Genomic DNA, 13,143 nt, shown 5'->3' with positions numbered 1-13,143 from the left:
GGGCAGCTTTATAGGGAAGCAGTCTGAGGCGCCATTGCCTCTTAGCAGGGGTCTCCTTGCAAAAATGCGGTATCCGGGAGGAGACGCCCCACACAGGCAACCAACGAAAAACGCGGCGCCGAGGGCGCCGCGTTTCAGCCGATCCATCCGGAGCGCGAGCGTCAGCTCGCCGCAGCCGTCGTCACTGTGTCGCGCTGGCGCTTCATGACGATCTTGTTGAGCGCGCCGAGATAGGCCTTCGCGGACGCCACCAGCGTATCCGGATCCGCCGCGCGGGCTGTCATCGAACGTCCGTCCTGCGACAACCGCACCGACACTTCGGCCTGCGCATCGGTACCTTCGGTCACGGCGTGGACCTGATACAGCTCGAGCTTGGCCTCGTGCGGCACCAGGCGCTTGATGCAGTTGAACACCGCGTCCACCGGACCGTTGCCCTCGGCTTCCTCGATCTTGATCTGGCCGTCGACGTCGAGCTTCATGGTCGCGCGCTGCGGGCCATGGGTGCCGGCGATCACGGTCAGCGAGGTCAGCTTGATGCGGTCGTGCGAGGCCGCCATCTCCTCGTCGACCAGCGCCTCGATGTCCTCGTCGTAGATGTCCTTCTTGCGGTCGGCGAGCGCCTTCATCCGCGTGAATGCATCTTCCAGCTGGTTGGGGCCGAGCTTGTAGCCCATCTCCTCCAGCTTGTGCACGAAGGCGTGGCGGCCGGAATGCTTGCCGAGCACCAGCGAGGACTGCTTCAGGCCCACCATTTCGGGGCGCATGATCTCGTAGGTGGAGGCATCCTTCAGCACGCCGTCCTGATGGATGCCGCTCTCATGCGCGAACGCGTTCCGGCCGACGATGGCCTTGTTGTACTGGACGGGAAACGAGGTCGCCGCCGACACCACCTTCGAGGCGCGGGTGAGCTGCGTGGTGTCGATCTTGTTCCAGTACGGGAATTTGTCGTTGCGGACGTTGATCGCCATCACGATCTCTTCGAGCGCGGCGTTGCCGGCGCGCTCGCCGATGCCGTTGATGGTGCACTCGACCTGGCGCGCGCCGCCGACGATGCCGGCCAGCGAGTTCGCGACCGCCATGCCGAGATCGTTATGGCAGTGCACGGAGAACACGGCCTTGTCCGAGTTCGGCACGCGCTCGATCAGCGTCTTCATGAAGTGGGTGTATTCCTCCGGCACCGTGTAGCCGACGGTATCGGGGATGTTCACCGTGGTCGCGCCGGCCTTGATGACGGCCTCGACGATGCGGCACAGGAAGTCCATCTCGCTGCGGGTGCCGTCCTCGGCCGACCATTCGACGTCGTCGATCTGGTTGCGAGCGCGCGCGACCATCGCAACCGAGGTCTCGATCACCTGCTCCGGGGTCTTGTTCAGCTTCACCCGCATGTGCAGCGGCGAGGTCGCGATCACGGTGTGGACGCGACCACGCTTGGCGAACTTCACGGCCTCCGCGCAGCGGTCGATGTCGGCGGGATGGGCGCGCGACAGGCCGGCGATGACGGCATTCTTGGAGCGGCGGGCGATCTCGCTCACCGCCTGGAAGTCGCCTTCGGAGGTGATGGGGAAGCCGGCCTCGATGACGTCGACGCCCATATCGTCGAGCAACTCGGCGACCTCGAGCTTCTCCTCGAAGGTCATGGTGGCGCCGGGGCACTGCTCGCCGTCGCGCAGCGTGGTGTCGAAAATGATGACGCGGTCCTTGTCGGACTTGTTCGCGGGAGCCATTTCAAATTTCCTTTTGAGCTTTCGCGCCGTCAATCTGCTGGGCGCTTGAGGTGTCCGATGATCTCGACCAACCCCTGAGTGCCCAGGCGCGCAGCGCCCAGCCGGCCCTCAGGGGCAAGTAAGAAGAAGCCCGCCAAGAAGGAGGGTGGGCAGCAGCGCGGCCGGGATCGTGGCGGCGGCCAGAGCCACCTCCCCCGAAATCCCATCAATTTGGCCGCGAATCAGCATTGCCAGACCCTTTTGAGCCCCAAATCCTCGGTCAAAACCGTTGACGGTTGGTTGCCGGCGAGGCTCGATGCATCGTTTCTAGACGAGAAATGGCAGCAACTGCAACGCCAAAAGATGGTCAGAGGGCCTGACCTGATTGTCCCCCTGTCCGTGTCCCGGACGCGCTGCAGCGTGCCACGCCAGCGCAGAGCGGGGACCCCAACGGACGGCATAGGACGGGGCGACGCCTACGACAAATCCGAAGTTCGGTAAATCGGAATATTTTGCGCCACTCTTATTGGCCCAGCGATGGCGTGTTTTGCCGTCAGGCACCGCGAGGTGCCGTGCTGTCCGCAAGGCGACGGTTGAGCTTGTGGCCTCTAGCCTATCCGGCCCGGCGCATACGGGCCCTGTTCTCCCAGCGATCCAGCATCTGGCCGAGCTCGCCGGTGGCCGGAGCCGGAGGCGCCATCTTGTTGGTGGCGGTGATTTCGTTGGTGTTGGCAGGCGGCTGCGCGTTGAGCCAGTCCGGCTGCACGTAACCCCGCCAGCGGCGGGCGTCCGCACGGCGTTTGCGGGACATCAGATCGCGCAGGAAATAGCCAGCCGCAAACGCAATCGCGAGCAAGATGATCAGTACGACGACACCCACTACCAACTCCGGCTTTTCGCCCCGGACGATTTTTGCGAAGCATCTGAGGCGAGATCAAGGCTTGACATGCCCAAAGCCAGCGTCGGTTGACTCCAAGGGCAGAAGAATTGTCGCGTTGCCAACAAGCAGCCGCAATGCGGCCGCCTTTCAGCCCTCGCGCGTCAACTTATCTCGCGGAGAGCGCGTAGCTGCCTCTCGCAAGCAGGCGCGGCCCGGACTAACCTTGCACGCGCTCGGCCGGATCAACCGGCCAGCCGAATATGAAATGGGAGGACGCCAATGACACGCCAACAGCAGCGTGAGCAGGAGCTTGCGCTTTCACGACGGACGCTGGTGCAGGGGCTTGCGCTCGGGGCCGCGGCCACGCTGGCCGGAACCGGCACGGCGCTCGCCCAGGCCGGTCCTGCCGCCCCGCCGACAACCATCACCACACCGCCACGCGACTTCAGCCCGCGCGGCGCGCCAACCACCTATTTCTGGGACCCGGACATAATCGCGGTCGATCCATCCTTCAACGACCTCGCGCAGCCCAACACCGCGATCAAGCGGCTCTACACCGGCGTGTTGTGGGCGGAAGGTCCGGCGTGGAGCGCGCAAGGCCGTTATCTGCTCTGGAGCGATATTCCCAACAACCGGCAGATGCGCTGGAGCGAGGACGACGGCCATGTCAGCGTGTTCCGCACGCCATCGAATTACAGCAACGGCAACTCGTTCGACTTCCAGGGCCGCCAGCTCTCCTGCGAGCATCTGACGCGGCGGGTGACGCGCTACGAGAACGACGGCACCGCCACGATCCTCTGCGACAACTACAATGGCAAGAAGCTGAACTCGCCGAACGACGTCGTCGCGCATCCCGACGGCAGCTACTGGTTCACCGATCCGCCCTATGGCGGCCAGCTCTACGAGGGCGAGCCCGATTCAGGCGGCAAGCTCAATCCCAGGATCGGGCAACCGGCCGACTTCATGCCGAAAAAGCGCGAACTGCCGACCAATTGCTATCGCATCGACCCTTCAGGCCGCGTCGATCTCGTCGTCACCGAGGACCAGGTGCCCGATCCGAACGGTCTGTGCTTCTCGCCCGATTACAAGAAGCTCTACGTCGTCTCGACCGGTAAGGGCCCCGGCGACACCGGCCCCGGCGGCAAGGGCGAGGTCTTCGTGTTCGATGTCGGCAGCGATAACAAGCTGTCGAATCAGAAGAGGTTCAGCGACTTCATGATCGACGGAGTGAAGTGCGGACCCGACGGCGTGCGCTGCGACGTCAACGGCAATGTCTGGGCCTCCAGCAATGCCGGTCGGGCTGTCGGCTACAACGGCGTCACGGTATGGTCGCCGGACGGCAAGCTGCTCGGCCGCATTCGCCTGCCCGAAGTCTGCGGCAACATCACCTTCGGCGGACCGAAGCGCAACCGCCTGTTCATGGCCGCGAGCCAGTCGCTCTACGCAGTGTACACGGCGACGCAAGGCGCAGGGCCCGGCTGAGCCGGACGGCATCGCAAGATGGTGCCGGCGCAATCCGCCGGCGCCAGATTTCCCCGAAGATTGGGTCGATCCCAACCCGGCTTCGACTGAAGCCGAAGCGGGGCTCGGCACCGCTTGTCAATCGTCGCCACGCTTCGGAGGCGCGGGCACGGCGGTCCGATTGGTGGGCACGATCTGCGGCTGGAATGCGAACACTTCGCGGTTGCGGTCGTCCACGAACACCTTCAGCCAGTGCACGTCGTTGTTGCCGTTCGTCTGATTGTCACCGAACGTCTCAACGCGGACGAAGTTTTCGAGCCGCCGCCCCTTGGCATCGAGGAATGGCCGGTCGATCCGGAAGTAGTGGGAGTCACCATGAACGTAAGCGACGGGCCTGCCGAAGGCGACAACTTCATCGCGCAGCGCGACGAGAAAGGCCTGGAAACCGTCGGGATTGGCATCGGTTTCCGCGAGCGTCTTCGGGTCACGCAACGGAGCGCGCGTTCCGTCCGACTGGTCCCAACCCGGATCGGCCTGCGAGATGAACATGACAGCCGCGGCACGGTATGTTCTCGCAACATCGAAGGTCTGCTGCATCCAGAGAATGTTCGCGTTGTTGCGCGCAGCCCATTCGGCGTCGTCGGGTAGCGTATCGCAACGATTGTTGCACGATCCCTGAATGTTGAGCGTCGCATAAACGACGCCCTTCATGATCCAGCGACGGTTTTCGACGCAACCGGTCAACTGATTGTTGTGGTCGAGGCAGAGCTTGTCGTGCTGCACCTGCTGCTTGATGGGCCGCTGGCCAAGTGAGAAATCGGTGCTGAAGAATGTCTTCCGCTCGTAGTCGAGCCTTTCGCGCGAGGAGAACGAACCGTTCGATGCGCGATCGCAGTCGGTCCAGTCATTGTCGCCGGTCGTGAACATCGCGGCCGAATTCAGCGCGTTGAAATAGCCGAGCCCCTGCTGATACAAAGCGTCGCTGCACGTGGTCGGCGTCACCGATCCGGCCGTACCGTTGCCAGCCTTCAAGTCGCCATCATGGACCACAAAGGCCAGCTTCTGCGAGTTCATATCGGCAATCAAGTTGGGCACACCGACCTGCGCCTGCAGGTCGGAATACGGCAAATCGCCCCAGAGCCCGATGGCGTAAGCCCGACTCTCCCCTCCCCTGTCGCGATCGTCATCATCGGCCTGCGCGCTGACGATCGAGCAAATTGCGAAGCAAGCTGCAAGCACGAGCAAGCCCGTCCAGCGCAGCTTGCCGCGGATGGCATCCAACTTCCCTTCGAGTCTCATCGTGATCACTCCCCAGTGCAGCGTTAGACAAAGGACGGTTCACCGCGGGCACCTACGTTGAGTTGCCCTGCGCCAAGTCCGTTACGAAATGAGAAGAAGCCCCGCCCGTGGCTTCAAATTGCCGCAGTGAACGTATCCAGCGGTTGTGACGTCCGCGTGAAATATTTTGAAACGCTTGGTCCAGGCCGCGAGTCAGCCGGATTTGCGATGAGACGCCAAAGCGTCCCGTTGGCGCCGCTGGTCCATTCGCCGTCTGCCTATGATATCCTCAAATGACCCGAACACGATCTGCGGAGGCGACGCCTGCCGCACTCTCCCGTTAAATAGTTCGCGCGACTTCGGTGGCGCTGGAAGGTGAAGGTTTCGATGCGTCCGATTGTGATCATACCGACCCGGCTAGGTTCAACCAGGCTCCCAGGCAAGGCGCTGACCGATATCAACGGTGAACCGATGATCGGCCACGTCTGGCGACGGGGCCTCGAGGCCGATATCGGCCCCGTGATCGTTGCCTGCGGAGATCAAGCCATCGCGGATGTCATCCACGGCCTGGGCGGCCGGGCAGCCTTGACGGATCCGGCTCTTCCGACCGGTTCGGATCGCGCGCACGCGGCGTTGCAGTTGATCGACGCGGACGCGGTTTTCGATGTCGTCGTGGTGCTTCAGGGTGACCTGCCGACCATTGACCCGGCGACGGTGCGGGCGACCATGGAGCCGTTGTCCCGCCATGCCGATTGCGCGATCGCCACGCTCGCCACCGAGATCGAGGATCCGATCGAGCTTCAGGCACCGAGCGTCGTGAAGATCGCCCTCGCGATCCAGCCGGGAGAGACCATCGGTCGCGCGGTCTATTTCAGCCGGGCCGTGATCCCGTCAGGCGCCGGCAAGCACTATCATCACGTCGGCATGTACACTTATCGCCGCGAGGCGCTGGCAAGATATGTCGGCCTGCCGCGCGGCGTCCTCGAGCAGCGCGAAAGCCTCGAGCAGCTCCGAGCGATCGAGCATGGCATGCGAATGGATGCCAAGGTGATCCGGACCGAGCCGTTAGGTGTGGACACACTGGCCGATCTCGAGCGCGCCCGTGAACTCCTGGCAGCCAGGGCGAGGACATCCAAATGACCATCACCGTCCGTCCAATGACCTTGCCGGAAACTTCGCAGATCATCGCGTATTTCCACACAGCGACGCCGGAGCATCTGGAAATACTCGGCGTCGATCCGACGCGGCTGCCGCAGGCAACGCAATGGCAGCGACTCTACGAGCAGATGTTCGACCAGCCGGTCGAACAAAGGAGCAGCCTCCTGGTGAGTTGGCTTTACGATGATCGGTTCCTGGGGTTCTCGACCGCTGACAAGATCCGCATTGGTCAGCAGGCGAACATGCATCTTCACATCGTCCATGCCTCGGAACGCAAGCAAGGCATCGGCGCAGAGTGTGTCAGGCAGACCGTCGAGCTCTATTTCCAGGCTCTCCATCTGAAGCAGCTCTTCTGCGAGCCCAACGCGTTCAATGCGGCGCCGAACCGCACACTGCAGAAGGCGGGCTTCAAATACGTCAAGACGTACATGACCGTGCCCGGTCCTCTCAACTTTCACCAAGCCGTCAATCGCTGGGTGATCGATAGAGGTTGATGGCATTGCAGCGCCTACGTCGGCGACTTCATGCGTACGCACCTTCGCTCAGCAGGCCGCACGTGACTTCTGAACGCCGCGGGTGATAATAGTCGAGAGCTGCTGACGCGCTTCGCCCATCTAGCGCCGAGCAGCCATCGGCAGCGTCATGCACTGAAACGCGGCTATTCGGGTTAGGTTGTAGGCTTACGTCGGGAAACAAGCCATGCGCGTTGTGATCTGTGGCGGCGGCGTGATCGGGGCCTGCGCCGCTTACTTCCTCCGCCGCCTGGGCGTCGACGTCATCGTCGTCGAACGAACCGAGGTAGCAGCCGCGGCTTCCGGCAAGGCCGGCGGCTTCCTGGCACGCGACTGGTGTGCGGGCACGCCGCTCGACGCGCTGGCGCGGCGCAGCTTTGCACTTCACGCGCAGCTCCCAGGAAAGATCGCGGGCGATTGGGGCCACCGCCCGATGAGTGCCTATAGCGGCTATGTCGCGCCCGACGACGATCCGCGCCGGAATGCACCGTCCACACTCGACTGGCTCAACGACGGCGTCGTCATCGCCCAGCGCATCGGCACGACCGAGACGACAGCGATCGTTCATCCCAAAAAGTTCACGTCGGCGATGATGAACGCGGCGCTCGCGCAAGGCGCCGAGCTTCGCCTCGGCCGCTTCACGGGCATCGCGCGCGACGCAGGTCGCAACATCGTCAAGGGCGTCGGGGTGGAAGACGATGTCATCGAAGCGGATGCTGTCGTGATCGCAATGGGACCATGGTCGCTTCTCGCTGCGAGCTGGATGAGTCTGCCCGCTCTCTATGCTCAAGGCAGCCCGAGCATTTTATTCGACACGGGCCCGCATATTTCAGCAGACGCGCTGTTTCTGGATGCGGAGATCTACGGCTACGCCACCACCATCGAGGTGTTCCCTCGCCCGGACGGCAGCACCTACGTAACCGCGTTCCCCGACACCACGGCTTTCCCCACCGATCCGGCCGATGTGACACCGGAGCCCAACAGTTTGGACTGGTTGCACCGAATGTCGGAGCGGCTGTCGCCGCTGTTCCGGCCGGACAAGATCATCGCGACACAGGCCTGCTTTCGACCGGTGACCAAGGACGGCTTGCCGTTGATCGGCCGCGTGCCGCAGGATGACGGGCTCTATGTTGCGACCGGACATGGCCCCTGGGGTATCCTCAATGCCCCTGCGACCGGAGAAGCGCTGGCGGAGTTGATCGTCGAAGGCGCAACACGCAGCGTCGACCTCACGCCGTTCGATCCTGCCCGCCTCAAGCCACTCGATCTGCCGCGGCGACGATTGCCATAACAAGCTCGTACGCTGGCCATGCGATCGCATGCCCCTCGTCGAAATCTGCATGCCTGCGCGCGGAATAACGCTGCGCCTGCCCGATCTTTGCGCAAGCGCTAGACTTTAGTCCCCATCGTACAATCCTGAATACAGTTTTACTTGCCGAGGATTCCCTCGCCGTTATAGTCGCCGCCCAATAGCTCAAAGAAGCTTGGTTCAAAGGGAGAGAACAAAATGAATAAAGCACTCTCTGGTGCATTGCGAAGTGCGTTTGGTGCGGCCGCGGGGGCCGCATTGCTGGCAGCCTCAGGTACGGCCTTTGCGGCCGATCCGCTTCGGATCGGCGTGATCGCGGAAGCGCAGGCAATCGCCGGCGCATCGATCCCTCAGGCGGCGCAGCTGGCCGCCGACGAGATCAACGCCAGCGGCGGCGTCGATGGCCGCAAGATCGAAATCATCGGCTACGACAACCACTCCTCCTCGGCAGACTCAGTGCGCGCCTTCCAGCGGGCGGTGAATGAGGACAAGGTCAATATCGTCATCGCCAGCTACATCAGCGAAGTCGTGCTGGCACTGGAGCCCTGGGCCTCGCGTCTGAAGACGCCGTTCGTGACGCCGGGAGCGGCCTCCAACGAGATCAGCAAGAGCGTTCACGCCGAATACGAGAAGAACAAGTACACCTTCCACGGCTATCTGACCTCGGCGGCATTGGCGCTCTCGGTCTGCGACGGCGCCAAGGACTTGCTCGTCGACAAGATGCACATGAAGACGGCAGTCATCATGAGCGAGGACGCCGCCTGGACCAAGCCGCTCGATGTCGGCTACGAGGAGTGCCTGCCGAAGATCGGGCTGAAGGTGCTCGACCACATCCGCTTCTCGCCGGATACGACCGACTTCACCCCGATCTTCAACAAGATCGAGGGCGCCAAGCCCGACGTGATCATCACCGGCATCTCCCATGTCGGCGTGCAGCCGACGGTGCAGTGGAAGAACCAGCAGGTGCCGATCCCGATGTTCGGCATCTCCTCGCAGGCGACCAACGAGACCTTCGGCAAGGACACCAACCAGGCGGCCGAAGGCGTGCTGTATCAGGGCGTCTCCGGTCCTGGCGTCGCGGTGACGCCGAAGTCGGTGCCGTTCGCGGAAAACTTCAAGAAGAAGTACGGCAATTACCCCTCCTATGCCGGCTACACCGCCTATGACGAGGTCTATTACATCGCGGACGCCGTCAAGCGCGCCGGCTCGACTGACGCCGATAAGCTGGTCGATGCGCTGGAGAAGACCGACTGGGAAGGCACGATCGGCCGCGTCCAGTTCTACGGCAAGGACGATCCGTTCACGCACTCGATCAAATACGGCAAGGGCCTGATCACCGGCCTGATGCTGCAATGGCAGGACGGCAAGCAGAGCGCGGTCTGGCCCAAGGACGTCGCCAAGGTCGACATCAAGTTCCCGAGCTTCATCAAGCTCAGCAACTGATCGGAATTGCTCCCGGGACGACCTCCCGGGAGCTTCCACTTGCGACATCAGCAGCACCTTTCCTCAAAGCGGCAGCCTGACTGCCAGCTCATAGACCGGATTGCCAATCATCAATGCGAGCTTTCCAGATTCTGATCGATGGCTTTGCCATCAGCGCTCTCTACGCTCTCGGTGCCACCGGCTTCACACTGATCTTCGGCGTCTCCGGCGTGCTCAACCTCTCCCACGGCGCCATCATGGTGGCGGCAGCGGTGGCGGCCTGGGCCGCGGCCAGCATTCTGGGTGTCGGCACCTATGCCGGCGCACTGATTGGCGTCGGCGTCGCGCTCCTCACGGCTTTCCTCACTTACTTCGCGGTCGTGAAGCCGATCCAGGATTCCCGGCGCATCCCGAATGAGGAGAAGGAGATCTTCGTCCTGACGGGAACGCTGCTCTGGGGCATCATGATCCAGGAGCTGATCGCCTATTTCTTCACCAACAACGCCAAGACCGTGCTGCCGATCGTCGAGGGCGTGGTCGATATCCTCGGCGTGCGCACGCCGACGAACGAGATCTTCACCGCGATCGTGTGCTGCCTCGTCATCGCGCTGCTGTGGCTGCTGGTCAACCGCACCCGCACCGGCAAGGCGGTGCTGGCGGCTTCGATGAACCCGCGCGGCGTGACGCTGCTCGGGCTCGAGCTCACCAACATCTATATCGTGGTGTGGGCGATCTACGGCATCCTCGCCGGCATCGCCGGCGTGCTGCTCGGCATGTTCCTGGGCGTCAGCTCCTACAGCGTGGGACCGCTGACCGCGAGCGCGTTCTCGATCGTGGTGCTCGGCGGCCTCGGCAGCGTCTCCGGCTCACTGATCGCGGCCTTCGTCGTCGGCTATTTGGAGACGCTGACGGCCTATCTGGTCTCGCCGGCCTACCGCACCATTCCGGCGCTGCTGCTGCTCGTCTTTGTCATGTACATCCGGCCCCAGGGCCTTCTGGGGAGGCGCTGAGATGGCTGGTTTCTTTACCTCGCGCCTGTTCTTCGTCTCCCTGGCGCTCGTCATCATCGCGGCGACGCTGCCGCTCTATGTCTCTGGCTATGTGCTCGGCCTCCTCACCGTCGCGTTCTATTTCGGCGTGTTCGCGATGGCCTGGGACCTCTTGTTCGGCTTCGCAGGCGAGGTCAATTTCGGCCCGACCTTCCTGATCGGCGTCGGCGCCTACACCGCCGGCATTTTGAATGCGCAGTTCGGCTGGTCGGTCTATCTCTGCATCGTGCTGGGCGCGCTCGCTTCCGTCATCGCCGGGCTCGTGCTGGCGCTGCCCGCGCTGCGCGTGCGCGGGCCCTACTTCGGCCTGACCACGCTGGTCGCGGTGTTGATGCTGCAAAACTTCGTCGTGGTGTTCGCCGACCTGACCGGCGGCGAGATCGGCCTCACCATCCCCGACGTCATCACCATCAATGCCGGCGCCAATTACTGGATCGCGCTCGCGTTCATGACGATCTCGGCGGCGATCCTGTACGGCCTGTCGCAATCCCCTGTCGGCCTCGTGCTGCAAGCCAGCGGCCAGGACCCGGTGCAGGCCGGCGCGCTCGGCTTCAACATCGTCAAGCACAAGCTCGCCGCCTTCATCGTCAGCGCGTTCTTCTCTGGATTATCGGGCGCGCTGCTGGTGTTCTATTTCGGCACCGCTTCGGTCGGCACCGTCGTCGACGTCGCTGTCGGCGTCAACGTGATCGTCTCGGCCGTGCTCGGCGGTCGGCGCACCGTGCTCGGCGCGGCGCTGGGCGCGATCTTCCTGATCGTCGCGGGCGAATTCCTGCGCCCGACCGGCGAGCTTGCGACCTTCATCGTTTCGGCGGTCGCCCTGCTCGTCGTCCTGTTCTTCCCCGGCGGCTTCTTAGGGGCGGCCCTCTCGCGCGAGGCTCGCTCGTAATGGATCAAAGGCTTTCAAACCGGCCCGTGCTCGAAGTCCGCGGCCTCACCAAACGCTTTGGCGGATTGACCGCGGTGAAGAACCTCGGCTTCGATGTCAACAGCGGCGAGATCTTTGGCCTGATCGGGCCGAATGGCTCGGGCAAATCCACCGCAATGAAAAGCGTGATGGGCATCGAGCGCCCGACCGCTGGCGACGTGATCTTCGAAGGTGAGAACGTTGCCGGCCTTCCCGCGCACAAGATCGCGCGCAAGGGCTTTGGCATGGTGTTCCAGCACTCGCGGCCGCTGAACCGGCAGACGGTGCTGGAGAATATCATGGTGGCGCTGCTGCCGGACAGCCTGTTCATGCTGTTTCCGGACAAGGCGCTGGTCGAGCGCGCCAAGTGGATCGCCGACCGCGTCGGCCTGGGCTCCGTGATGAACCGTCGCCCGCCGACGCTGCCCTTCGCCGATTTGCGTCGGCTCGAGCTTGCGAAAGCGATCGCGCGCGACCCGAAAGTGGTGCTGGTCGACGAGCCCTTCGCCGGCCTCACCCGCGCCGAGGTCGACGTGTTCTCCGACCTGATCCGCAGCTTCCGCGACGAGGGCCGCGCGGTGATGCTGGTCGACCACAACGTCAAGAGCGTCGCCGCGCTGGTCGACCGCGTGCTGGCGATGTATCTCGGCGAGGAGATCGTCACCGGCAAGGCCGATGACGTCATGCGAAACGAGACGGTGCGGCGGGTCTATCTCGGCGGCGCGATCGAGACGCATGCGCGCCCCGAAACCAGCTTCAAGGACAAGGTGCCGCTGCTCCAGGTCGAGAATGTCAGCGTCCATTACGGCAAGGCGCAGGCGCTGGAGAACGTCTCGATCCACATCCACGAAGGCGAGTTCGTCTCGATCGTCGGCCTCAACGGCGCCGGCAAGACCACGCTGTTCAACATCATTTCCGGCTTCCTGCCCTACACCGGCGAGATCATCCGCGGCGGCGAGAAGCTGCGCGGCACGAGCCCAGCGAAGATCGCCCGCAGCGGCCTCGTGCAATGCCCAGAGTCGCGCGAGCTGTTCGGCGAGATGACGGTGCGGGAAAACCTCGATCTCGGCGGCCAGCACCTGACCGACGACAAGCGCGCCGCGCAACTTGCCTGGCTGTTCGAGCTGTTCCCGATCCTGAAAGAGCGCCAGGGCCAGATGGCCCAAACGCTGTCAGGCGGCGAGCAGCAGATGCTGGCGATCGGCCGCGCGCTGATGATGCAGCCGCAGATCCTGATCCTGGACGAGCCGACACTGGGCTTGGCCCCCGTCATCCTCGAGCTGCTCTCCAAGGCGCTGGAGAAGCTGCGGCAGACCACCTCGATCACGGTGCTGCTCGGCGAGCAGAACGTCACCTTCGCACTACCCCATGCCGACCGCGTCTATGTGCTGGAGCACGCACGGATCGTCTGGGAGGGCGATCCCGGCCGATTCGCCAGCGAGGCCGGCGCCGATTTTCTTTGAG

General features: G+C 63.5%; 11 protein-coding genes. 8 read left to right on the top strand and 3 right to left on the bottom strand.

Features of this window, described 5'->3' with window-relative positions; genetic code table 11:
- Positions 1 to 161: 161 nt before the first annotated feature.
- Positions 162 to 1,724: a 2-isopropylmalate synthase gene (locus XH89_RS09385; RefSeq protein WP_194466791.1), complete on the bottom strand. Its 1,563-nt coding sequence runs from the start codon at positions 1,722 to 1,724 to the stop codon at positions 162 to 164.
- A 592-nt stretch (positions 1,725 to 2,316) separates the two neighbouring features.
- On the bottom strand, positions 2,317 to 2,589 hold the full coding sequence (locus tag XH89_RS09380; RefSeq protein ID WP_194466790.1) for a hypothetical protein: 273 nt from the start codon (positions 2,587 to 2,589) through the stop codon (positions 2,317 to 2,319).
- Positions 2,590 to 2,862: 273 nt separating this feature from the next.
- Here XH89_RS09380 and XH89_RS09375 point away from each other — a divergent pair, with 273 nt between their 5' ends.
- Positions 2,863 to 4,065, top strand: coding sequence for an SMP-30/gluconolactonase/LRE family protein (locus tag XH89_RS09375; RefSeq protein WP_194466789.1), 1,203 nt, complete (start codon positions 2,863 to 2,865; stop codon positions 4,063 to 4,065).
- Positions 4,066 to 4,182: 117 nt separating this feature from the next.
- Here XH89_RS09375 and XH89_RS09370 read toward each other — a convergent pair whose 3' ends face one another.
- A complete protein-coding gene (locus XH89_RS09370) occupies positions 4,183 to 5,343 on the bottom strand; it encodes a hypothetical protein (protein WP_246767773.1) in 1,161 nt (386 codons plus the stop codon).
- A gap of 366 nt (positions 5,344 to 5,709) precedes the next feature.
- On the opposite strand from XH89_RS09370, the gene XH89_RS09365 reads away from it, so the two are divergent.
- The 7 genes from XH89_RS09365 (at position 5,710) to XH89_RS09335 (ending at position 13,142) form a co-directional block, all read left to right on the top strand.
- On the top strand, positions 5,710 to 6,462 hold the full coding sequence (locus XH89_RS09365; RefSeq protein ID WP_194466788.1) for a 3-deoxy-manno-octulosonate cytidylyltransferase: 753 nt from the start codon (positions 5,710 to 5,712) through the stop codon (positions 6,460 to 6,462).
- Complete coding sequence (locus tag XH89_RS09360; protein WP_194466787.1) at positions 6,459 to 6,974, top strand: GNAT family N-acetyltransferase; 516 nt, start codon at positions 6,459 to 6,461, stop codon at positions 6,972 to 6,974. The genes XH89_RS09365 and XH89_RS09360 overlap by 4 nt, the downstream gene beginning before the upstream one ends.
- A gap of 205 nt (positions 6,975 to 7,179) precedes the next feature.
- Positions 7,180 to 8,283, top strand: a complete 1,104-nt coding sequence (locus tag XH89_RS09355) for an FAD-binding oxidoreductase (protein ID WP_194466786.1) — start codon at positions 7,180 to 7,182, stop codon at positions 8,281 to 8,283.
- Between the two features lie 216 nt (positions 8,284 to 8,499).
- Entirely contained in the window at positions 8,500 to 9,744 is a 1,245-nt protein-coding gene (locus XH89_RS09350; RefSeq protein WP_194466785.1) for an ABC transporter substrate-binding protein, read from the top strand.
- Positions 9,745 to 9,857: 113 nt separating this feature from the next.
- Complete coding sequence (locus tag XH89_RS09345; protein WP_057750463.1) at positions 9,858 to 10,733, top strand: branched-chain amino acid ABC transporter permease; 876 nt, start codon at positions 9,858 to 9,860, stop codon at positions 10,731 to 10,733.
- Between the two features lies 1 nt (position 10,734).
- Positions 10,735 to 11,661 (top strand): branched-chain amino acid ABC transporter permease, encoded by a 927-nt coding sequence (locus XH89_RS09340; RefSeq protein ID WP_194466784.1) that lies wholly within the window; start codon positions 10,735 to 10,737, stop codon positions 11,659 to 11,661.
- A complete protein-coding gene (locus XH89_RS09335) occupies positions 11,661 to 13,142 on the top strand; it encodes an ATP-binding cassette domain-containing protein (protein ID WP_194466783.1) in 1,482 nt (493 codons plus the stop codon). Before XH89_RS09340 ends, XH89_RS09335 begins: the two co-directional genes overlap by 1 nt.
- Position 13,143: the final 1 nt, after the last annotated feature.

Source organism: Bradyrhizobium sp. CCBAU 53340, from assembly GCF_015291645.1.
In the GTDB taxonomy this organism is placed as follows: domain Bacteria; phylum Pseudomonadota; class Alphaproteobacteria; order Rhizobiales; family Xanthobacteraceae; genus Bradyrhizobium.
Note: the sequence above shows the minus strand (reverse complement) of the source record. Positions and strands in the feature narration are given on the sequence as shown.

Coding starts and splice junctions, on each gene's coding strand:
- XH89_RS09340 (WP_194466784.1), top strand. CDS start 10,735: ATGGCTGGTTTCTTTACCTCGCGCCTGTTCTTCGTCTCCCTGGCGCTC.
- XH89_RS09355 (WP_194466786.1), top strand. CDS start 7,180: ATGCGCGTTGTGATCTGTGGCGGCGGCGTGATCGGGGCCTGCGCCGCT.
- XH89_RS09385 (WP_194466791.1), bottom strand. CDS start 1,724: ATGGCTCCCGCGAACAAGTCCGACAAGGACCGCGTCATCATTTTCGAC.
- XH89_RS09335 (WP_194466783.1), top strand. CDS start 11,661: ATGGATCAAAGGCTTTCAAACCGGCCCGTGCTCGAAGTCCGCGGCCTC.
- XH89_RS09360 (WP_194466787.1), top strand. CDS start 6,459: ATGACCATCACCGTCCGTCCAATGACCTTGCCGGAAACTTCGCAGATC.
- XH89_RS09345 (WP_057750463.1), top strand. CDS start 9,858: ATGCGAGCTTTCCAGATTCTGATCGATGGCTTTGCCATCAGCGCTCTC.
- XH89_RS09370 (WP_246767773.1), bottom strand. CDS start 5,343: ATGAGACTCGAAGGGAAGTTGGATGCCATCCGCGGCAAGCTGCGCTGG.
- XH89_RS09365 (WP_194466788.1), top strand. CDS start 5,710: ATGCGTCCGATTGTGATCATACCGACCCGGCTAGGTTCAACCAGGCTC.
- XH89_RS09350 (WP_194466785.1), top strand. CDS start 8,500: ATGAATAAAGCACTCTCTGGTGCATTGCGAAGTGCGTTTGGTGCGGCC.
- XH89_RS09375 (WP_194466789.1), top strand. CDS start 2,863: ATGACACGCCAACAGCAGCGTGAGCAGGAGCTTGCGCTTTCACGACGG.